The 23,864-nt window shown below is 34.4% G+C and carries 18 protein-coding genes; 7 read left to right on the top strand and 11 right to left on the bottom strand.

Features of this window, described 5'->3' with window-relative positions; all coding sequences use genetic code 11:
* Positions 1–59: 59 nt before the first annotated feature.
* Positions 60–2,165, bottom strand: a complete 2,106-nt coding sequence (gene nrdE, locus ACEE93_RS01475) for a class 1b ribonucleoside-diphosphate reductase subunit alpha (protein ID WP_449155485.1) — start codon at positions 2,163–2,165, stop codon at positions 60–62.
* Entirely contained in the window at positions 2,128–2,526 is a 399-nt protein-coding gene (gene nrdI / locus ACEE93_RS01470) for a class Ib ribonucleoside-diphosphate reductase assembly flavoprotein NrdI (RefSeq protein WP_449156349.1), read from the bottom strand. The genes nrdE and nrdI overlap by 38 nt, the downstream gene beginning before the upstream one ends.
* A 696-nt stretch (positions 2,527–3,222) precedes the next feature.
* On the opposite strand from nrdI, the gene ACEE93_RS01465 reads away from it, so the two are divergent.
* The 6 genes from ACEE93_RS01465 (at position 3,223) to ACEE93_RS01440 (ending at position 9,108) form a co-directional block, all read left to right on the top strand.
* Positions 3,223–4,083, top strand: a complete 861-nt coding sequence (locus ACEE93_RS01465) for a DMT family transporter (RefSeq protein WP_449155483.1) — start codon at positions 3,223–3,225, stop codon at positions 4,081–4,083.
* Between the two features lie 19 nt (positions 4,084–4,102).
* Positions 4,103–4,603, top strand: coding sequence for a preQ(1) synthase (queF, locus tag ACEE93_RS01460; RefSeq protein ID WP_449155482.1), 501 nt, complete (start codon positions 4,103–4,105; stop codon positions 4,601–4,603).
* Between the two features lie 208 nt (positions 4,604–4,811).
* Positions 4,812–6,323 (top strand): peptide MFS transporter, encoded by a 1,512-nt coding sequence (locus ACEE93_RS01455; RefSeq protein WP_449156348.1) that lies wholly within the window; start codon positions 4,812–4,814, stop codon positions 6,321–6,323.
* A 44-nt stretch (positions 6,324–6,367) separates the two neighbouring features.
* Positions 6,368–6,517 (top strand): hypothetical protein, encoded by a 150-nt coding sequence (locus ACEE93_RS01450; protein WP_449155480.1) that lies wholly within the window; start codon positions 6,368–6,370, stop codon positions 6,515–6,517.
* 128 nt (positions 6,518–6,645) lie between these two features.
* Positions 6,646–8,148: a peptide MFS transporter gene (locus ACEE93_RS01445; protein WP_449155479.1), complete on the top strand. Its 1,503-nt coding sequence runs from the start codon at positions 6,646–6,648 to the stop codon at positions 8,146–8,148.
* A gap of 39 nt (positions 8,149–8,187) precedes the next feature.
* Positions 8,188–9,108 (top strand): diacylglycerol/lipid kinase family protein, encoded by a 921-nt coding sequence (locus ACEE93_RS01440; protein ID WP_449155478.1) that lies wholly within the window; start codon positions 8,188–8,190, stop codon positions 9,106–9,108.
* A gap of 83 nt (positions 9,109–9,191) precedes the next feature.
* Here the strand turns inward: ACEE93_RS01440 and ACEE93_RS01435 are convergent, their stop codons facing one another.
* From ACEE93_RS01435 to ACEE93_RS01410, 6 genes are all read right to left on the bottom strand, one after another.
* On the bottom strand, positions 9,192–9,725 hold the full coding sequence (locus ACEE93_RS01435; protein WP_449155477.1) for a 5' nucleotidase, NT5C type: 534 nt from the start codon (positions 9,723–9,725) through the stop codon (positions 9,192–9,194).
* A gap of 208 nt (positions 9,726–9,933) precedes the next feature.
* Positions 9,934–10,989, bottom strand: a complete 1,056-nt coding sequence (gene hisC / locus ACEE93_RS01430; protein ID WP_449155476.1) for a histidinol-phosphate transaminase — start codon at positions 10,987–10,989, stop codon at positions 9,934–9,936.
* Between the two features lie 115 nt (positions 10,990–11,104).
* Positions 11,105–12,622 (bottom strand): ABC transporter permease/substrate-binding protein, encoded by a 1,518-nt coding sequence (locus tag ACEE93_RS01425; RefSeq protein ID WP_449156347.1) that lies wholly within the window; start codon positions 12,620–12,622, stop codon positions 11,105–11,107.
* Positions 12,619–13,578, bottom strand: coding sequence for an ABC transporter ATP-binding protein (locus tag ACEE93_RS01420; RefSeq protein WP_449155474.1), 960 nt, complete (start codon positions 13,576–13,578; stop codon positions 12,619–12,621). The genes ACEE93_RS01425 and ACEE93_RS01420 overlap by 4 nt, the downstream gene beginning before the upstream one ends.
* 79 nt (positions 13,579–13,657) lie before the next feature.
* Complete coding sequence (gene recQ, locus ACEE93_RS01415) at positions 13,658–15,439, bottom strand: DNA helicase RecQ (protein ID WP_449155473.1); 1,782 nt, start codon at positions 15,437–15,439, stop codon at positions 13,658–13,660.
* Positions 15,440–15,449: 10 nt separating this feature from the next.
* Positions 15,450–17,321 (bottom strand): ABC-F family ATP-binding cassette domain-containing protein, encoded by a 1,872-nt coding sequence (locus ACEE93_RS01410; RefSeq protein ID WP_449156346.1) that lies wholly within the window; start codon positions 17,319–17,321, stop codon positions 15,450–15,452.
* 114 nt (positions 17,322–17,435) lie between these two features.
* Here ACEE93_RS01410 and ACEE93_RS01405 point away from each other — a divergent pair, with 114 nt between their 5' ends.
* Complete coding sequence (locus ACEE93_RS01405; RefSeq protein ID WP_449155471.1) at positions 17,436–18,251, top strand: ZIP family metal transporter; 816 nt, start codon at positions 17,436–17,438, stop codon at positions 18,249–18,251.
* A gap of 1,484 nt (positions 18,252–19,735) precedes the next feature.
* Here ACEE93_RS01405 and ltaS read toward each other — a convergent pair.
* From ltaS to ACEE93_RS01390, 3 genes are all read right to left on the bottom strand, one after another.
* A complete protein-coding gene (gene ltaS / locus ACEE93_RS01400; protein WP_449155470.1) occupies positions 19,736–21,673 on the bottom strand; it encodes a polyglycerol-phosphate lipoteichoic acid synthase LtaS in 1,938 nt (645 codons plus the stop codon).
* Between the two features lie 331 nt (positions 21,674–22,004).
* Positions 22,005–23,021 carry a 5-oxoprolinase subunit C family protein gene (locus ACEE93_RS01395; RefSeq protein ID WP_449155469.1) on the bottom strand — a complete coding sequence of 339 codons (1,017 nt, stop codon included), beginning with the start codon at positions 23,019–23,021 and terminating at the stop codon, positions 22,005–22,007.
* Positions 23,018–23,701, bottom strand: coding sequence for a carboxyltransferase domain-containing protein (locus ACEE93_RS01390; protein ID WP_449155468.1), 684 nt, complete (start codon positions 23,699–23,701; stop codon positions 23,018–23,020). Before ACEE93_RS01390 ends, ACEE93_RS01395 begins: the two co-directional genes overlap by 4 nt.
* Positions 23,702–23,864 lie beyond the last annotated feature (163 nt).

The following is a 23,864-nucleotide window of genomic DNA, read 5'->3' as shown; positions in this document are numbered from 1 at the left end:
TTTATGTCTCAGCCCCAACTTAAATCAATGTTTATTATATTTGATTACTTTACTCATTATTACACTGAACAACTTGTACATTCTTCTACGCTTAATAATTTATTACGTGTATAGTATAGAGATTTTAACCCTCTATGATGTGCATAAACATATAATCTTGATAATTCACGTGTAGATATCTCTGAATTGACGTACAGTATTGTAGAAATACCTTGGTCAATATGCGTTTGAATTGTCGCGATTAAGTCGATTAACTTCATCTGATCTGTATTGAATGCAGATTTGTAGTACCACATTGTTTGTGGTGATAAGAATGGCATTGGATAAAATGTTTCAGAATTGCCATAACTACGACGCTCAATTTGATCAACAATTGGCATTACAGAGCTTGTTGCATTTTGTACATATGAAATACTTTGTGTTGGTGCAATGGCTAAGCGATACGCATGAAACAATCCGTGCTTTTCTACCTCAGCTTGTAATGCTTTCCAATCTTCACGTGTCGGAATATCGTGTTGTTCGAAAAGCTGTTGCACTTTGTCATATTTTGGTAGGAAGTCTTGCGTTGTGTAACGTTCAAAATAACGTCCATTCGCATAATCTGATTTTTCAAATTCAGCAAAAACTTCACCACGTTCTTTAGCAATTTGCATAGAGCGTTCGATGGAATAATAATTCATCATCATAAAGAACACATTTGCAAAGTCTTTCGCTTCTTCAGACTCATAGCTAATTTGATTTTTAGCTAAGAAACCATGAAGATTCATTGCACCTAATCCAACTGAATGCAGTTCATTATTTGCTTTTTTAACACCTGGTGCATTTTGAATATTCGCTTCATCACTTACGAATGTTAAAGCATCCATACCTGTATATACAGATTCTTTAAATTTGTTAGATTCCATCACATTAACAATATTTAAAGAACCTAAGTTACAAGAAATATCACGTTTGATTTCATCTTCTATTCCGTAATCATTAATGATTGAAGTCTCTTGTAATTGGAAGATTTCAGTACATAAGTTACTCATTTTAATTTGACCAATATTAGAATTAGCATGCACGCGATTAGCGTTATCTTTAAACATGAGGTAAGGATAGCCTGATTGTAATTGTGTTTGCGCGATAGTATTTAACATTTCACGCGCATCCTTACTTTTCTTCATAATGTTAGGATTTTGTACTAATTCATCATAATACTCATCAATATTCATATCATCTAACGTAATACCATATTCTTGTTCCACTGTGTGAGGTGCAAACATGAAGAAATCTTTACCTTCTTTAGCAAGTTCAAAGAATTTAGAAGGTACAATTAATCCTGTTGAAATAGTAGCTAAACGTAAGTCTTCATCAGCATTAATTTTTTTAGTATCTAAAAATTCTTCAACATCATAGTGGAAGATGTTTAAATAGACTGCTCCAGCACCAGGACGTTGCCCTAGCTGATCGGCATAACTAAAGCCACCTTCTAATGATTTAGCAACAGGTAAGACACCTTTAGCAACACCCTTAATGCCTTTGATTGCTTCTCCACGAGCACGTAATTTGGATAAGTTAATCGCAACGCCGCCACCAATTTTACTCAACTGTTTTGCTGTTGAGTCGATAAAATTAATTGAATTTAAACTATCGTCTACCTCTAATAAGAAACATGACACTAATTCGCCACGGCGAGCACGACCAGCATTCAGAAATGTTGGTGTAGCTGGTTGATAACGTTGTTCAATCATTGATTCAATGAAAGATTTTGCAAGTGCTACATTTCCATTAGCTAAGTATAACGACACAATAATGACATGTTGATGATAATTTTCAAGGAAACGTGATTTATCATTTGTCTTAAGCGCATAGTCTTTAAAAAACTTACTTGCTGACATATAACTTGCAAATCGAAATGGAATAGCATGTGCAAAATCGATTAAATCAAGTAATTGTGCTTCTGTATAATCTTTAAACACATCGTAATAAAAATGATTATCTACTAAATAATGTAAACGTTCTATCTCACTATCAAAATGAACTGTTTTTGATTCAATTTCTTCTAAATATACCGCTAAAGCTTCTTGATCTTTTTCTAACTTAAAAAAGCCATTTTCATTTCGTTTGGTTACTTCGTTATTAAGTTCAATATGATTGTAATACTTTTGTGTGTTTGTTTGCATCAAAATTAACCACCTTATCTCTAAAATCAACCGTATCTTGCTGCGTTCCATGAAGTTCAAACTTCATTAATAAAGGGACATTATATTGGTCGGCAATTAAGCGCCCTGCTTTGGCGAAGTTTTGCCCCCAATTTCTATTACCACTTGCAGCTACCCCTTGTAATTGTTCAGAGTTATTATCTAAAAATGTTTGAACCAATGGCGGTACTTCTCCAAAACCTACTGTACCTGTCACCAATATATATGGTTCATCAATATGTTGTGTTGCGACTGTGTTATTAATTTCTAATGTATCTTCTAAGTTTGTACGTTTAATAAAGCGTCTGACATTACCGGTAAGTGAAAAAAAAACGACTTTCATAAAATATGACCGCCTTTCAAAATGAATGTCTGTGCTAACAATAAAAAATCAAGGCTAAATCGTAATTAACCTAGACACCTTTAATACCATTCCATATACTAAATGATCTTCTTTTACGCTTGATAACACGTGTTAAAAAGTACGAACGCGTATTCGTTTTTTTGTAAAAGATTCTAATATTTTAAGTGTTGTTGGCCTTATAATGACATTGAGTTACGCTGGTATTATGATTTTCAATTCACTCAATGTTACTCCCAAACTTTAAAACACTCTAGTAGAATATAGTTAAATAGAAAGTGTTAATTTGTGTAAACCTTCATTGTCCTTGTAGTTTATATATCAAATTAAAACACTCTAAACACAATATATAGTGTTTGTATCCGTTCATGTATACTATATTATGTGTTCAATTATAACCAATGTCACACATATTTGAAAGAGTAAAAAAGGGAGATATGTAACTATTCGGTATATAACACGACAGTGACAAGGGCTAAAAACTTTAAATTATTTTATAAATCATAATTTTATATTTTTAAATTTTGTAAAATATTTATAATACCGAACATACGTTCTTAAATGCTATTATACATGTCTTTCAATTTATTACAAGAGGACGACTGGAACTATTTTTTATGGTAAAATTGTGCTATGATATATTAACCTAAATAAACATTATAAATAAGAGGCGATAGGATGAATTCAAAAGTCAAAGGTATTATCGCAATCTTAATTTCTGCTATTGGTTTCAGTTTTATGGCAGTTTTTTTTCGTTTATCAGGCGATTTACCTGTATTTCAAAAATCTTTAGCGCGTAATTTTGTAGCGATGTTTATACCATTATTCTTTATTATACGCTACAAACAACCTTTTTTTGGTAAATTAAGTAGTCAACCATTGCTCATTGTACGTTCTACCTTAGGACTTTTAGGTGTGCTACTTAATATATATGCCATCGATCACATGGTATTAAGTGATGCAGATATTCTCATGAAATTAAATCCTTTTTGGACCATTCTATTAAGTTTAGTTTTCCTCAAAGAATATATTCAAAAATATCAAATTGGCGCAATGATTGTTGCGATACTTGGAATGCTACTCATCGTTAAACCTGAATTTTCATCTGATGTCATTCCAGCTATTATTGGTTTATTTTCCGGAATATTTGCTGCAGCTGCTTATACTGCCGTTCGTGCATTGAGTAGTCGAGAAGCACCTTACACAATTGTATTTTACTTCTCATTCTTCTCAGTGATTGCACTTATACCATTTGTTATTTTTACCTATGAACCAATGTCTAAAACACAAATTATTTACTTAATCTTAGCTGGTATTTCTGCAGCTGTAGGTCAAATTGGCATAACAATGGCTTATCGCTTTGCACCTGCGAAAGACATTTCTATTTTCACTTATGCTTCTGTTATTTTCACAGCGATTATCGGATTTGTCCTATTCGGCGAATCACCAGACTTCTATGCAATCATAGGTTATGTAGTTATCTTAAGTGCAAGCTATTATATGTTCCAAAAAGCACGACAACCCCAATCTCAATCATAAATTAAAGGAGGCACTTTCTATGGCTGAAGGTCGCTCAAAAGAAGAATTAAATGATATTACTTTATTAGGTAATCAAAATAATACGTATGCATTTGACTATCGTCCAGATGTACTGGAAACATTCGATAATAAACACCAAGGGCGCGATTACTTCGTTAAATTCAACTGCCCTGAATTCACATCACTGTGCCCAATCACAGGTCAACCAGATTTTGCAACAATTTACATTTCATATATTCCAAACATTAAGATGGTAGAATCTAAGGCGTTAAAACTTTATTTATTTAGTTTTCGCAATCACGGAGACTTTCATGAAGACTGTATGAATATTATTATGAACGATTTAATCGAATTAATGGATCCCCACTACATTGAAGTATGGGGTAAATTCACACCAAGAGGCGGTATCTCAATCGACCCTTATACTAACTATGGCCGTCCAGATACTAAATATGAAAAGATGGCTGAACATCGCTTACTTAATCACGACCTCTATCCAGAAAAAATAGACAATCGTTAAGATGAAAACGAAGCCCCCGGAGTGCAGCAATTGATTGCACTCTGGGCTTTTTGTTAAGGAGCAGAACACATCATGAAGTAATCTCGAATCCCCTACGTTTAAGATAATAGACAACTATTTTTTCTGAATTTTCTTGTTTTATTTTGGAGTTAAGTATAAAATAGTTTTAACTTCACGTATTTATATACATATTAGGGGGACGTTTAAAATGGGTAAACATTACACAAAAGAGGAAATACTCAACAGTATCCCTCAAAAAGGTTTCTTTGGGCACCCAAAAGGGTTAAGTACTTTATTTTTTACTGAATTTTGGGAACGTTTTAGCTATTATGGTATGAAAGCTATCCTTGCTTATTATATTTATTACTCAGTAGCAAAAGGTGGCTTTGGGCTTGATCAAGGGTTAGCACTTCAAATTGTGTCTATTTATGGTGCACTTGTATACATGAGTGGTGCTATTGGCGGTTGGATTGCTGACCGTATCACCGGCACACGTCATGCACTGTTTTATGGTGGTATATTAATTATGATCGGGCATATTCTCCTTGCCTTTCCAAATAGTTTTATCCTGTTACTCATTGCCTTACTATTTTTAATTATTGGTACAGGATTATTAAAACCAAACATTTCATCTACAGTCGGTCTATTATATGAGAAAAATGACCCGCGTATGGATTCAGCATTTACGATTTTTTATATGTCTATCAACCTTGGTTCTTTAGTATCACCATTAATTATCGGATGGACACAAGTTAATGTGGGCTTCCATGCTGGTTTCGCTATTGCAGCAATTGGCATGTTCATTGGTTTATTAATTTATTTTATTACGAATAAAAAGTACCTAGGTGTCGCTGGTCTTGAAGTACCAGACCCACTCAGTCGAGATGAAAGATCAAAACTGATCAAAATTGTGTCGGCTATCATTGTCATTATTATTATAGGTTGTATTATCCTTAACCTATTTGATTTATTAACAATGGCAACCTTTGCTGATTTTATTACGATATTAGGTGTCTTTTTACCTTTAATTTACTTTATTAAAATTTTAATGAGTAAAAAGACAAAATCTTATGAACGTAAACGTGTTTTTGCGTACATACCTTTATTTATCGCTGCAGTGGCTTTTTGGATTATCCAAGAACAAGGGGCAACTGTTTTAGCTCAATTTGCCGATACTCGAACACAATTAAGTTTGAGTAAAGTGACAGGTGGTTTGATTGATTTTAATATTCCACCTGCTTGGTTCCAGTCTTTAAATCCATTATTTATCATTATACTGGCACCTTTATTTTCATTAATGTGGGTAAAATTAGGTCGTTTTAATCCACCAACAGTTATGAAGTTTGGTATTGGCGTTTTATTTGCTGGTTTCTCATTTTTAATTATGGTTATTCCTTTATCTTGGGAATTTTCATTGATTAATCCATTTTGGTTAGTCATTAGTTTCCTACTTGTAACGATTGGGGAACTTTGCTTATCACCAATTGGGCTTTCTACTACAACGAAACTGGCACCTGAAGCTTATACTTCTCAAATGATGAGTATTTGGTTTTTATCAAATGCGATGGCACAAGGTATTAACGCACAAATGGTTGAAGTATATACACAAATTAGTGCAAATATTTATTTCTTATACACTGGCTTAATTGCGATCGGTATTGGTATCCTTTTATTTATCTTTACACCAGCCATTAAAAAATTAATGCAAGGTGTGAAATAATAAATAATTTATATCAAAGTGGTTGGGACAAAGGCGTTCAGGATTTGAGCAGAAGTGAACGAAAAGCTAAAATTGGTTTCCAAATTTTAGCGAATCGTGAACTTTCTGCCGAAAATCCTGCTTTTGGGACACCGTTACTCGGTTTCCCCAGAGCATTAGCGCTTTATGTCACAGCCTCTTTTTTTGTACTTTAAACACAATATAAGTTATATTTTTTAGACAATATGTGAAATTTCAAAAATAAAATATTGAATTTCACAATCTTTAGGCGTAAACTTGCTATTATATTTTATTTGTTACGCATTAGAGAGGTTGATTCAAAATGTCAGAATTGTCTCACGAGAAAGCAGTTCAAGAAATTCCACAAAAAGGCTTCTTTGGTCACCCACGTGGCTTAGGAGTGCTCTATACGGTGGAGTTTTGGGAGCGTTTCAGTTATTACGGTATGCGCGCTCTACTCATTTATTACATATATTATAGTGTAGCTCAGGGCGGATTGGGCTTAGAAAAAACGTTTGCCCAATCGCTTATCTCTATATATGGCTCACTTATCTTTATGACAACAATACTTGGCGGTTGGTTAGCTGACCGTATTTTAGGAACGCGTCGCTCCACAGTCTACGGTGCTTTTTTAATTATCATTGGACATATTTTCCTTAGTTTACCTTTAGGTCTCACAGGTCTATTAATTTCTATGGTCTTTATTATTATCGGCTCCGGTATGATGAAACCGAATATTTCTAATATCGTTGGACGTCTGTATCCTAAGGACGATGAGCGTATTGATTCTGGATTTGTCATTTTTTATATGGCCGTAAATATGGGTGCATTTATTTCACCATTAGTTTTAGATTCATTTAGAGTCTCAGGTAACTTCCATGGTGGCTTTTTAATTGCGGCGATTGGTATGGCTATTTCACTTATTATTTATTTATTATTTAATCGTAAATATTTAGGTCGCATTGGTACAACAGCACCCAATCCATTAAATCGCCAAGAAAAGAAAAAATACAGTTTCATTTTCCTTGCGATCTTAATCATTATTATTTTAGGAGTTCTAATTACATATCTTACAAATACACTATCATTCGAATTAATTAGTCTCATTGTACTTATTTTAGCTTTAATTTTGCCAATTTCTTATTTTGTAACGATGATTAGAAGTAAGGAAACTACAAAAACTGAACGATCACGTGTCATTGCATTTATTCCTTTATTTATTGTCGGTGTGCTCTTCTGGTCCATCCAAGAACAAGGCGCTAACGTTTTAAATGTCTATGCTGACGAAAAAGCTGATTTAACCTTTAATATACTGGGTATAGAGGGTGTATTCCCTGTAACATGGTTCCAATCTATTAACCCATTATTTATCGTCTTACTGGCGCCTGTTATCTCTTGGGCATGGCGAAAACTAGGCCGTTTTGAACCTAGCTTACCAGTAAAATTTGCTTTAGGATTGGTATTTGCAGGTGGCTCATTTATACTTATGATGGCTGTTATTTTTTATTACGATAATCAAAACATTTGGTTCATGTGGATTGTGCTTTCTTATTTTATTTGTGTCATTGGTGAACTATGTATTTCACCGACAGGTAATAGTTCAGCAGTCAAACTAGCACCTGAAGCATTCAACGCCCAAATGATGAGTTTATGGTTATTAACTAGCGCAACAGCCCAAGCTATCAATGCGCAACTTGTGAAATTACAACCGATTTTAGGGGATCAAAATTACTTTGGTTTTATCGGTGGTATTGCCATTGTTGTTGCAATACTGACTTTCGTCGCATCACCACTTATTATCAAAGCAATAAAAGTACAAGAATAAAATACTTATTAAATATACAGAGAAAGAAGGTGTTTAATCATGGCTTATGATTACCAACACGGCGTTCTTTTCTATCATCAACACAGTGGCTTAAATAAAATTCATCAAGCGCTTGGTGAAGTGACCACTGCTTTATCACAAAAATGCAAACGATTTTCAATTCAATTAAGTGAAAATGAAGGTGATATTGAACGATATTGTCATCAAATTAAATCTTCTAATAACTCAGAGGGTATAGATGTATTGTTTATTTTAGGCGGTGACGGTACAGTTAATGAACTCGTCAACGGTGTATTAAAAAATGAATTAAATATACCCATTGGTGTCCTACCAGGCGGCACATTTAATGACTTTGCAAAAACACTGAATTTACCGCCAAAAGTCGGCGATGCCAGTGAAGCACTACTTGAAGCAAAGCCACACACGTATGATGTGATTCAAATTGATGAACAATATGCTCTAAACTTTGCAGGTCTCGGATTAATGGTTCAAAATGCTGAAAATGTTAAGGGCCAATCTAAAAATGTTTTTGGAAAACTAAGCTATATCACGTCGACACTCAAAACATTAGCAGATCCGGTAGAATTTGAATATGAACTTACAGTAGATGGCCAAGTCTACTCAGGACGTACCGCTATGATTTTATTCGCTAATGGACGCTTTATTGGTGGAGGACAAATCCCAATGCCGGATATGTCCCCTTCAGACGGTATACTCAATACCTTTATTTTTAATACACATAGCATTAGTATCCTTAAAGATTTATTTAGTCTACGAGACAGTATGAGTTGGAGCGAAATCCCTGAAAATATTCAACATATTCCAAGTAAGGAAATCCAACTCGACACAAACCCTGAAATGGAAATTGATATCGATGGGGAAATTAATATGACTACACCAACTACACTGAAAGTCATTCCGAATGCTATTCAGCTACTAACGGCACCATCAGAGCAATAAAAAAGACGTTGAGAGCAATGAGACTATCGTCTGTCGCTCTCAGCGTCTTTTCCTATTCATAAAGTAGTTATGGAATTGATCAATTAATGAGTACCAAAGAAATAGGCTTCTACTTCTTTCCAGTTATTTAAGCGTTCAAATTCTTGATGATTGATATTATGATTTGCTGTAAACATAAGTGGCTTGCCAGTATGAATACCTAACTGTTTAGGATTATCATCAATTAAGTAATCGGTAGCTACAATATTTTTACGCCCACAAAATACAAATTGTTGAGGATCTAAAAATGGAAAATGTTCTAATAACCATTCATATTTATCATGAAAGGAAGATGGGACATCCATTGCAGCCGTGACGATATAAATATCATACTTTTCCGCTAATCGCTTAACGACCTCTTGTGAATCCTTCATCACATTTAAACGTCTAAAAAATCCGTCACTTGCTAAGATATCTCGTATTTCTTCTTCATGTTCAGGCATCACTTTATAAATTTTTTCACCCGCAATATCTTCAAGTTGAACCCCAAGTTGAGTTCTTCTATTAAGTTCATCTAATATGGCCCCCATTGTATCCGCTAAGACCTCGTCCATATCAATACCTATCGACTTACGCATTCTATCTCTCCTAAACCTACAATTAGTAATATTATTATATCAAACCCTAGATACATTATCATTTATCCGAAATCTGCTAAAATTACCGCTTCTACATCGATTAATCTTAAAGTAAAGAGACCCTCAAATATAGTTGATATTGTCACGAATGGGATATGACATTTGTCACTTTGTGTAAAATACATGAAAAGGTTACTATAACGACAATTTAAAATGATTCTCGCTCGAGTACTTTTCTAATGTGTTGGTTTTGTTCTGGGAAACCTAATGTAATTCTAACACCATTAGGCATCGGGCGTGCGATAATCCCTTCTTCCAATAGTGCTCTATTTAAATCTTCTGCTTGAGCAGTCTCAACAAAAATAAAGTTAGTTTGCGATGGGTAAATCTTTAAGTGTGTGTTTGCTTGTTCTATTTTAACTCTTTCATCATGATTGAGTTTAACGGCTTTTTGAAGATGATCTTGATCCTGTAATGCTGCACAAGCTGCCTGTTCAGAAACTCGTGTAATATTAAATGGCGGTCTCAACACATTCAATTGTGCTACTAAACTTGGTTGGCCAATTAAATAACCCACTCTTAATCCTGCTAATGCATATGCTTTTGAAAACGTGCGTAACAATGCAATATTAGGATATTGTTTCATCAATGCAAACGTATCTGGGTAATCTGAGGCTGTAACATATTCTGCATAGGCCTCATCAAAAATGACTGTGACACTTTCAGGAACTTGTTTTAAAAATGATTCAATCTCTTGTTGATTGAGATATGTACCTGTCGGATTATTGGGATTACAAATCCAAATAAGCGCTGTTTCTTGGTCTACCGCTTCTAATATACCTTCTAAATCAAACGTGCCATCTTTTAAAGGGACTTCTACAATGTTCGCTGCTTCAACAATGGCATTGTGTTTATATTGTCCAAAGGTCCCCTCACTCGTTACGACTTTGTCACCATTGTCTAGTAAAGCTCTAGAAATGATTAAAATCATCTCATCTAGCCCTGAACCAAACAGAATTTGATTGGTATCAACTTCATAATGTTGCGCAATCGCTTGTTGTAATTGTGGCGCATTAGGTTCTGGATATAAAAATAATTCATCGGTTACTTGATTAATTGCGTCTTTGACTTTTGGTGACGGCCCATATACATTTTCATTGGAAGCATGCTTATACAGTGGTTTATCAATTTTAAACTTTTGCTTTAATCCTTCTGGAGAGAGTCCTGGTTGATATGCCGATAATTTTGAAAGTTGTTGTTTCATCGTCTTCCTCCTTTATTCTGAAAATTTAGAATATACCTATTATAGCGTTTTTCTTTATAAAACTCTAGTACTAAAAAACATGAGGTGTAAACACACCTCATGTTAACCAGTTGAATTAGGAATCTATTAAGTTATGTTCTTTTAAATACGTTTCCGCTGTATCATATGGATCCGCATTTTCTTCTGCGACCTCGTAATTCATTTCTTGCATTTCTTCATCCGTAATTTGACCTTCTAATCGATTTAACGCTTTGACCACATCCGGATGATCTTTTATAAACGCTTTTTTAAACAATGGTGCACCTTGATATGGTGGAAATACTTTTTGATCATCTTCTAAAGCAACCATATCATATTGTTTTAATTCAGCGTCTGTCGAATAAGCATCCATTAAATTAATATCACCATTTTCCACTGCTTGATAACGTAATTTAGGTTCCATCGTTTTAACATTAGAGAACTTCAAACGATAAGCCTCTTGTACAGCTTTATAACCATCGCCTCGATCATTAAACTCCAAAGTAAAACCTGGTTTAATTTGATCTTCTACTTTTTTAAGATCACTGATTGTTTTTAATTGATGTTCTTCAGCAAATGTTCTTTTAACGGCTAATGTATAAGTGTTATTGTATGCCATTGGTTTTAACATTTCCATATCAAACTGCTCATCTAAACCATCATTAGCTTGCTGATACACTTTAGCTTCGTCTTTTGACTTTAATGGTTCTTTCGTTAATTCACCAATGACGGTACCTGTAAATTCTAAGTAGCCATCAATTTCATCTGCTTTTAACGCATTAAAAAGGAAAGACGTTTTGCCCATACCATCTTCCACATCGACTGTATAATCTGTTTCTTCTTCAATTAATATCTTATACATATTCGTTACAATAGATGGTTCAGTACCTAGTTTTCCAGCTAAAGTAAGGCGCTCTCCTTTTTGAGAAAATAACGGTGCGATGGTTAAAACAAACATTAATACTAAAATAATCCCCAATGTTGCGATCATTTTGCGATAAGAAACCTTCTCTAATATACGAAGAACGATATCAAATACAATCGCAAGTGCTGCCGCTGGGATGGCGCCTATTAAAATGAGCGCCGTATCATTTCGATCTATGCCTAATAAAATCAATTGACCAAGACCGCCTGCCCCAATTAAAGCGGCTAATGTTGCTGTTCCAATAATCAGCACCATTGCTGTACGAATACCAGCCATAATTACAGGCATTGCTAAAGGAAGTTCAACCTTAGTGAGACGGCGAAATGGCTTCATGCCAATTCCTTTTGCCGCTTCTATTAAAGAGCCATCTACGCCTACAATGCCGGTATATGTATTACGCAAAATAGGTAACAGCGCATAGACAACCAGTGCTATCACTGCAGGCACAGTACCTATACCGAATATTGGAATCATTAAACCTAATAATGCTAGAGACGGTATTGTTTGTAAGACAGCCGCAATGTTAATGACAACTTCTGATATTTTTTTAGTTTTGGTTAGTAAAATACCGATAGGCACACCAATGACTACCGCTATTAATAGCGCGATAAAGGACAACTGAATGTGTTCAATCAGTGTTGTAAACAGTTCTCCTTTACGATCATTGAGCGTTGATAAAAATGTATTCATGACAACGCACCTGCCTTATTACGAGATAAGAAATTAAAGATATCTTGTCTCGTCAATATCCAAGCAGTATCCTCACTTTTCACAATCACTGCTTCATGATTCACAAGTTCTCGATAAACATCACTTACCGAATGATGCTTATCAACAATTGGATAATCATAATTATCTTGAAGTGGCATCGATTGTCCTACAATCTCCGCAATTTTCCCTAACGTAAAATGATTCATAACTACGCTTGTCATTTCACCTAAAAATTGGCGTACAAAGTCATTTTTAGGATATTTAATAAAATCGTTAGGGGTTCCCACCTGTTCAACACGCCCTTGATTCAATAAACAGATACGGTCTCCTAATTTAAAAGCTTCTTCTATATCGTGCGTTACAAACACAATCGTTTTATGAATTTGAGCTTGTAATGCCAATAAATCATCTTGTAATTTTTCTCTTGTAATTGGATCGAGTGCACTAAAAGGCTCATCCATTAAAACGACAGGTGGGTCAGTTGCCAATGCACGTACGACGCCAACTCTTTGACGTTGTCCGCCTGAAAGTTCGTGAGGTTTGCGATCACGAAACTGATCTGGTTCTAATCCAACCATCGCCAACAACTCATTCACACGTTGATCGATCTCTTCTTTTTTCCAACCTTTCATTAAAGGAACTTGCGCAATATTATCGCGTATTGACATATGAGGAAATAAAGCAATTTGTTGTAACACATAGCCCATATCCCAACGCATTTCATACACAGAATAATCACTAATCGGGCGATCTTTAAAATAAATGTAGCCCTCTGATAATGGAATTAAGCGATTAATCATTTTCATCGTTGTCGTTTTACCAGATCCAGATGGACCAATTAATACAAAAAATTCACCTTCGTCAATTTGTAAATCGACCTGATCTACAACTGTTTTACTCCCGTAACGCTTGGAAACATTTTGAAATTGTATCATAGACTCCCTCGTTTATTTACAGTGTTATTGCATTGCTTATACCCTAAAATCCAGCACACTAACTTATCGCATACAAGATTTATTTTGCTAGCGCTTTATATTGTTGTATCGCTTCTAGAAACGGCTTACTATAATGCTTTAACTTATAACTTCCTACGCCATCGACATGAATCATTTCTTCTTTTGTAGTTGGTTTTCGTTCCGCAAAAGCTTCTAATGTAAAATCAGAGAAAACATTTGTTGGTGGGACGTTGAGACGTTCACTAATTTTTAAACGCACCTCTACAAGTTGGTCAAATAATTTTTGGTCTACCCCTTCAATCGTATTAATGTGTACCGTTTCTTTAGACTTACGTTTGAAAGGTGTAGTATAAATTTGAACCTCTTCATTTAATAATTGTTTAACAGAAGCACCACATAATAAAATTTCATCATGCTCATTGAGGAACCCTTTGAAACGCAACTCATCAATCAGATGATTCAACTCACTAGTGGTATATTCTTTCATAATGCCATATGTAGACAATTGATCATACTGTTGATATTTCAAATAATCTGTTGTTTCTCCGCGTAATACTTGTATCACCACTTGGTATCTTTCTTTTTGTTTTAAACGAACAATACAGCTGATAATCATCTTGGCTTCATTCGTCATATTATGTGTTTTTTGTTGATCCATACAATTATTACATTGCTGACATTCTTCCAAACTTTCATTAGGCTCAAAATAATGCACAAGAGTCGCTTCTAAACATTTCTTAGTTTTTGTATAATGAATCATTTTAGTTAACTTCTCACCAAGTCGTTCTTTATAATCATCGTCTGCTTGAGAGGTCGTAATAAAATACTCGTGAAGTCCGATATCTCGGTCACTAAATAGTAAAATACATTCACTTTTCAAACCATCTCTTCCAGCACGACCGGCTTCTTGATAATACGATTCGAGATCTCCTGGCATATTGTAATGAATGACATATCTCACATTAGATTTATCAATACCCATACCAAAGGCGTTAGTCGCGACAACCACCTTTGTCTGATCATATACGAATCTATTTTGAGCTGCTTCTCTTTCTTTAGCACTTAATCCAGCATGATAATAAGCTGCATTAACGCCAATTTCCTCTAACGCATCATAAAGTGTCTCAACTTGTTTACGTGTTGAACAATACACAATGCCTGCCTCTTTAGGATGTTGCTGAATATAATCCAGTACAAATTTTTGACGTTGATACGTTGGATTCACTTTAAATACCAAATTACGTCGTTTAATACTTGTTTTAACGACATATTGTGAATCTATTAATAATCGTTTCATAATATCTTGTTGCACTTCAACCGTAGCAGTCGCTGTTAAAGCTACAATGGTAAACTGTTGTGGAATGGCAAACACACGATGCACTACGGCTTGATAACTCGGGCGAAAATCGTGCCCCCATTTAGAAATACAGTGTGCTTCATCAAATGCGACTAAAGCAATTTTGATCTGTTGAAGTAGCTGCATAAACTGTGGATTTTCAAAACGTTCAGGGGCAACATATAAAAACTTTATCTGTCCGTCTATTAATTGTTGTTCAACGTGTTGTTGGTCTTCTTTACTTTGACTACTATTTAAATAGGCTGCAGCAATACCCATCGTTTTTAACTGATCCACCTGATCTTTCATCAAAGAAATCAGTGGACTAATTACAATCGTCACACCTTCTAACATCAATCCAGGAATTTGATAACATAATGATTTACCGCCACCTGTCGGTAATACTCCTAATGTATGATGTTGATTTAAAACATGTGTGATAATCTCTTTTTGACCTGGTCTAAATGTTTGATAACCAAAATAATGAGATAGTGTTTGTTCCATATAATCCCTCTTATTGTTCTAATATTTCTTCAAGTTCACTCCATCTCATGATGTCCGTTTCATATTGTTCATCGAGGCTTTCTTTTTCTTCATTAAGCGCTTTAATCTTTTCATAATCCGAATAAGCTTCTGCCATTTCTTGATCAATAGCCTTCAGACGTGCCTCAGTTTCGTCAATACGTTGAATTAAAGCATCGTACTCACGCTTTTCCTTGTAAGATAATCCTTTTTTCTTTTTAGGCTGTGGCTTTTCGACTGGCTTTTCAGCAACTTCTTTCTCTTTTTCTTCTTGTTGTTTAAAAGCAAAATAATCTTCAAATTGGCCTAAAATAATATTGAATTGTCCTTCACGTATATACCAGTAACGATCAACCACTTTGTTTAAAAAGTAGCGGTCGTGACTGACTGTAATCACAGTGCCACCAAACTCATGAATATAATCTTCTAAGATAGTTAGAGTTTCAGTATCAAGGTCATTCGTCGGCTCATCTAGTAATAATACGTTAGGTTGATGCACTAATAAACGTAACAAGTAGAGCCTTTTTTGCTCTCCACCAGATAATTTATACACTTTTTTACCGTGAGTAGCACTCGGAAATAAAAATTGCTCTAACAATTGTGTAACCGACACACGCGTGCCGTCTTTTTGATACGCAAGCTCACTTTCTTCACGTAAAAAGTCAATCACGCGAACATCATCATTCAAACGCTCATCTGTTTGTTTAAAATAAGCAATTTTGACCGTTTGTCCCACTTTTAAAACGCCGTCGTAGTCTTGATCCAACCCAGCTAAAATATTGAGTAACGTGGTTTTACCTGCACCGTTAGGCCCAACGATTCCAATGCGCATACCTTTTTGAATAATCGTCGTAATGTCATTCAACAATGTTTTTCCATTCATTCTTTTTGTAATATTTTCTAATTCGAAAACTTGTTTACCTAAGCGGGAGTGCGCTAAGTTTAACTGGCCTGATTGTTTAGTTTTATGAGATTTGACCTCTTGTTCTAAAGCTTGAAAGCGATCTTTACGTGCTTGTTGTTTCGTCGTTCTCGCTTTCACACCTGCGCGCATCCAAGCTAATTCTTGTTTATACAATGACTTAGCTTTAGCTTGTTGTTGTGCTTCGATCATTTCTTTTTCCGCACGCATTTGAATATAATCCTCATAGTTGCCAGGATAAGAATTTAAGACGCCATTTTTCAACTCTACAATCCGTGTAGAGACTTCATTTAAAAAATAACGATCGTGTGTAATAAACATTACAGTTTTAGGATAATTGTTAACATATTGAATAAGCCACTGTATCGCTTCAAAATCTAAATGGTTCGTCGGCTCATCTAACAATAGTAAATCAGGTTTTTCAATCAATGTTCTAGCGAGAATGACTCTTTTTTGCTGACCACCTGATAAAGCGCTCACCTTTTTTTGAACATCATAGATCCCTAGCTTTGATAAAATGGTTTTTATCTCTGCACTATAATCCCATGCGTTTTTAGCATCCATCTCGCTTTGTGCATTCATCATTTCTTCAAAGTCTTGAGCATCTTCCGTTTTACTATATTGTGCAACGGCTTGTTCATAACGCTTAATGGTTTTTAATTCGTCTGTTTCTGCGCTAAATACTGCATCATATACTGAGATGTCGTCATCTAGATGTTGTTTCTGTGAAGCGTAACGAATGCGATAAGCTTTAGGTGCAGTTAACGTACCTTCATAGTCCTCATCTAATCCAGCGATTACTTTTAGTAGTGAACTTTTTCCTGTACCATTGATACCTACTAATCCAATACGCTCTTGATGAGAAATTGAAAAATTTAAATCATCAAATATCACTTTATCAGCATATGACTTATGTAAATGTTCAATTTTTAATGCTTCCAATTCTCAACATCCTTTTTATTTTATAGATTTAGTCGGATATATCTGTTAGTCTTAAATCAGTTCTATACATTATACAATTTTTTAGACGCAAAAGATACTAAGGAGTTATGTAATATGTTAGATTATCTTGGTACTGCACCTCCTTTTGTCCAAGCGTTAATAGCAGGCATCATTACTTGGCTATTAACCGCATTAGGAGCTGCAACCGTATTTATCTTTAAAACAGTCAATCAAAAAATACTTAGTTCAATGCAAGGATTTGCTGCCGGTATTATGATTGCCGCAAGTTTCTGGTCATTGTTACAACCAGCGATTGAAAGTAATTCAGACAGTAGCATGCCATGGCTACCTGCTGCAATCGGCTTTTTACTCGGTGGCGTTTTTATACGGGTTTTAGATGTGGTTATACCACACATTCATCAAAATGCCACAGACAGTTCACAAAAACAAGAAGGTGTGAATACATCTTTAAACAAAAACACTTTACTCGTATTAGCGATCACACTACATAATATTCCAGAAGGGTTATCTATCGGGGTCGCTTTTGGCGGTGTAGCTACTGGTAACGCTCAAGCTACTGTGCTTGGCGCCATTGTCTTAGCGATTGGTATTGGGATTCAAAATATTCCAGAAGGTGCGGCATTATCTCTGCCAATCCATGCAGCAGGCCAATCAAAATGGAAATCTTTCAACTATGGGCAAGCCTCTGCTATCGTTGAACCGATCTTCGCAACAATTGGTGCAGCAGCTGTTTTAGTCATAACGCCAATGTTACCTTATGCCCTAGCATTTGCTGCAGGTGCCATGATCTTCGTCGTTGTAGAAGAACTCATCCCAGACTCACAATCATCCGAAAACACAGACCTTGCCACATTAAGCCTAATGTTAGGCTTCACAATCATGATGGTATTAGACGTCGCATTAGGCTAAAAGTGCGGAGGGCTACGGTCAGAACTTGATTTTGTAAAGCTTTTTTGCATAGCAACACTCAATCACTTTAAAAATAAGATTATATGCTTCATAAAGGAATAAGGAGGCTAAGCAACAACAAGTTGCTTAGCCTCCTTAATTAAGTGAATCATTACAATTTATTCTAAACTTATAATTAAAAAGAAACTCAATATTATGTCGAAAAATTAGTCATATATTTGTCGGTCAAGAGAATACCAATATATTAAAATAAGTACCAATTAGCTGTCTTTTGTTTGACTTCATACCCAACTCAAATAAAAATATAACATTTTATATATTTTTATTAGATTAACTAACAGATCCAATACTAAAATAATTAACATGAATATCACCAAAATGTTAACTTATTAAAGTGTATCTTCTGAACTTCACTTGTAACAAATATATTTAATATCATAGCAATTATAACAACTAGTATTAAAATAAAAATCCATTTTAGATAACATAGTACAATTTTATTGTTAAACACTATGACACCTAATATAAATGAAATGGAAAGTATAACATCGTTTATTAAGGTTTAAGTCTCTTTTAATAATAGAGTTCATTACGTCTTTCTGCATCTAAAAAGTGAAAATCAAAATTAAGTAGGTGAATGACTATTACTTAGTTATTTAATTTGTCATATCATCACATGTATACTTTATTCCACATGCTGTATAAGTGAATTCTAAGAAATAGGTTAAAGAGTAAACTATTTTATTATAAATAAACCACGATAAATTATATATGCATTCAATAACTATCACTATTTTTACTATAGTACTATTTCGTCATACTTTATATAACTCGATTTTAAAACAATATCAAGTCTTGCTTTAAAATTATTTTTTAAAAAAAGTAACGTATGCCATTAATAATAATATTATACCTCCTAAGACCCCTAATAAACTTGTTCTTTCTATGTAAAGAAATGGAAGGACTATTACAATTATAAAAATAATTCCGAAAAACACTCTTTTCTTGTAAGACAATTTGACCCCTCACTTTCAATCTATAAGCAATAAAAATTCATTAAACTATTAATAATAAATACAGTAAAATTAATTTTAAAATTTTACTTTGCTACATCTTTATTATACCACACTTAAATCTTCGTACAAAGTTGCTTACAAAATGATTCTTTAAAAATTATATAGTTAGACAGTGAAAAATCAGTTAGTGACATATCATCCTAATGTTTATTTTGATGGATGTTCTATAAATTATATAAACATAGACGGAAGTAGTCATGAGTTTATTAATATTTTAGATTATTTTATGCCAAAAAAATTGTTAAAACATAATTGTTCGTTAACACGTTAATAACAAAGTTAAGTTCAATTATAATAAATAAATCACCATCAGAAGATTTTACTAAAGTCACAATTAAATAAATTCCAACAAAAAAGCAGTGGAGAAATCTATCGTTATAGAACTCTCCACTGCTAATCTTAATTTTATTATTTTTCTTCGCCTTTAGGGCCTGCTTCGTAGTTGTATGTTGATGGATCAATCTGATCAAAATCAGGGTTATCATAGAATCTGAATAAGTCTCCATTCAACACTTTGTCACTCATTTCTAAGTCAGTCTGTACTTGTTTTTTATTCTTTTCTAAGTCAGCAGGCGGTTCTGATAATGGTTCATTATTTTCGTTGCTATATGCCTTACCATTGACGTATTTATAACCATCTGTCACGAAATCACCGTTTCGGAAAGGTACTACATTATTATGATCTTTCGATAACATGTCTGTACCCATCATAAGATAGTTTTTAGTATCGATACCCATTAAATGTAATAACGTAGGCATGACGTCAACTTGTCCAGCATATGTTTCGTCTACTTCTGGTTCAACACCAGGTGCTTTTAACCAGAAACCTGTTGCGTTAAGATCTGTGAACTTCGCTGGAGTAATCGGTTCGTCTAATAATTGTTCCATTGCTTTATTATGGTTTTCAGAAATACCATAGTGGTCACCGTAGAGCATAATGACTGAATCATCATATAATCCTTTTTCTTTTAAACCATTAATAAATTGTTCTAATGACTCGTCTAGGTAACGTGCTGTTTGGATGTAGCCATCTACCGTTGAGTCACCTGTATCAGTCTTATCAATTGTGGCATCCTCTTGTGATAACGTAAACGGATAATGGTTTGTTAATGTTATCAAGTGAGAATAGAATGGTTGTTTTTCTTTTGATAAGTAATCTAACGACTCGTCAAAGAATTCCTTATCTTTAAGACCTAGGTTTTCTAAGTTATCAGATGACATATCATAATACGTTGCATCGTAAAACTTATCAACACCAAAGTGACGATAAATTTGGTCACGGTTCCAGAATGTTTTATAGTCACCATGCATAACGCTCGTTGTGAAGTCTTGTTGTTGATGTAAAATTGCTGGTAATGATTGGAACGTATTGTCACCTTTTAATGAAAAGGCTGAACCTTGAGGTAAGCCATATAAACTGTTATCCATTGTAAATTCGGCATCTGATGTCTTACCTTGACCTGTTTGATGGTAGAAATTTGGATAATATCTAAAATCATTTTGTCCTGATGATAATTGGTTTAAGAATGGTGTAACTTCTTCACCATTAATCTTCTTGTTAATTAAAAATGTTTGGAAACTCTCTAAGTGAATCTTAATGACATTTTTACCTTTAGCTTTACCGTAGTATTCCATATTAGGCTCTGTGTTTTTCTGTTTTGAGTAATTTAACACTTCTGTTAAATCATCTTCTGAGGCAAGTGCCTTTTGTTGATTATTTTGAATGGTTTTGACGCCATCATACACAGTGAAATTGTAAGGTCCTAAATACTTAACAAGGTATTTATGGTCAAATGTTCTTGTTAATAATTCTGGACGATCTGTTTCAGCAAACGCTAAATTTAGGAAAAAGAGCGCAATTGCTGACGCCATAACGACTGGAATAAATCTTTTATGGAATACATTTTTGCTTAACCATTTTTGTTTAAATATTAAAATAAAAAGGTAAACAACAGTATCGATAAAATAAACAAAGTCGTGCCATTTAAAAGAAGCACCAACAGCGCCTCCCATTGAGTCTACGTTACCGACCTGATTTAATGTACTAAACGTAATAAAGTCAGAGAAGAATCTGAAATAGACTACGTTTGCATATAGTAATATTGTAATTAAAAATCCACCGATAAACATAAACCAGTATGCTTTGCGGCCTTTAAAAAATAAGAAAACGCTTAATACTAGTGCGACTAAACTATACGGATTTAATAGTAGTATTAAATTTTGGGTAAGTCCTTTAACACCAAGTGATAGGTCAACATAATAGGCAAAATACGTTTTTAATGCAATGGTGAGCACCATTAATAGGAAAAACGTAAATATCCCTATCTTTCTTTTTTCATTTTTCATATTTGCTCCCCCGTCATACATTCCTTCAAGTGTTTTTGCTTAATATTTTTTATATTATCACAACAATTTTTATATTTGTAATCTTTTTGTAACATAAATGAGTAAGTTCAATTTAATAATATATACTAATTAGTGTGATATTTCAAGTCATATCCTATGCAACTGCACAGGACTTAATTAAGACGTCTTAGCGCACTATTCTCTAAGACGACTCATTGCTACAACCAACTTCATCCATTTTTTTATCAATAACTAACAGTATACAAATGATCTTAAATACTGTACTCGGACTCAAGTTGTAATTTCGATATCGCTAACAAGACGACTCATTTTATGATGGATTTGATTTAGACATTTCTCCTTGCATGCGATATTCAATCCCTTTAAATAACTGTTTTCGCCAACTATGATATTTCACCAAATTTTGCTCCGCTTGAATGATATCAATAAATTGGAATTTCACTTTAGACCCTTGGCGCTTTTGAACTAATTTTGATAAATGATAGGAAGCGATAGTCCCAATTTGAGGATAACTGCCTAACGTATAATGGTCGTTCAATAACACAATAGGTGTCCCATCTTTTTTCAACTGAATGGTACCGCGCTTTACTGAACGATGAGGGGGCGCACTTTCATAATGTGCATGAATCGGCTGACCTTCTAATAAAATACCCATACGGTTAGCCTTACTTGAGATTTTATAGTCTTCTTTTACGAAATCTTTTAAAACTTCAGGCTCAAAGTCTTCTGTGCCTTCACTTGGAATGACGTGTACGACATCTGACACATAATTGAATGATAACGCATAACCATCCACTCCCCAATCTGTCATTTTGGTGTGTTTCAGGTTTTCAAATAATTGATGATGCCGTTCAGTATAAGCGCGTTTCATATTAATTTCATCGCCTACTTGAATTGGTCTCCCGTGATAGCCACCTACTTTTGCATATGTATCCGTTGATGATGATGCTAACCATTCATCGAGTTCAAATCCACCAGCTACAGCTAAATACACTCGAGAACCTCTTCTTAATGCATCAAATGTTAAAACATCACCTTTATTCATTAAGTATAATTTGTTCGTTCTAACTTGGGTGTCTTGTGTATAAGCTACTACTTGCCCACCAGATAAAGCGATTAAGGTAGGTTCTGTAAAACGTAAACGCGCCATTTGATTTGTCATTTCAAGTGTAGCTTCATGACGATCATTACCAACGAGACGATTGGCGATTTCATGCGCTAACACATCAAGGGCACCGCTTCGAATAACGCCTAAATGTTCATATCCTTTTCTCCCAAAGTCTTGAAATGTCGAAAATAAGCCACTTTCTTCAACTATAATCGTCACGTTAATTCCCTCTCTTCTTCTTGAACTGGATAAAATTTAACGGTATCACCAAGCGAAATCAAGGTGAATGGCTCGCAATTTGGATCGAATAGTTTTAATGGTGAATAACCTATAACAAGCCAATCCTCATATAAATCGGTTGTCGTAATACCACATTTATTATTTTCTACTATGATTGAACCTGCTTTAATCCAACGTTTTTCAGGCGCGGTATGATTAACTACGATATGCTCATCCATACCAGTTAAATATGGAAAACCTGGCGAAAAGCCCATCATTGATACAAAATAGTCAGGTTTCGTGTGATAGTGCACGAATGTCTCTAAATCCATATCAAGTTCTTCAAGCAATAACTGAAGATGTGGCCCATGCACCTCATCGTAATAAACCGGCACCTCTATCGTTTGATGTGGCTCTTCTTCCATATCTTCTAAGTTAAGGTGTTCAATCATATGCTTCATAAATAAAAATGGTGATGTCACATCAAAATATTTCATCATCATTCGCGCATCATAAGAAATAAGCATATCCGTTTCAGTCGGTACTATTTCTGTAATAAATGGATAATCTTGTTTTAATAAATACGTACGTAAAGCAAGTAACTTACGTATTGATAACGGCGTCACTGGTTCACGCTTAGATACTACTATCGCCTGATCCCCTTGGCTATATACTTTCATTTATAACACCTCAACTATTCATTATAAAATAACTTTAATACATCTATTGCGAATTCGATAACTTGTTGCATCAATAACCAAATCACAACACCTTGCACCAACAGCACAAGACATAACCACCCGAACATTAATCCTTTATTCGAACGCCTGACGAGTCGTTTAC

Source organism: Staphylococcus sp. 11262D007BW, assembly GCF_053547815.1.
This window is presented reverse-complemented; position numbering and strand designations above follow the sequence as displayed.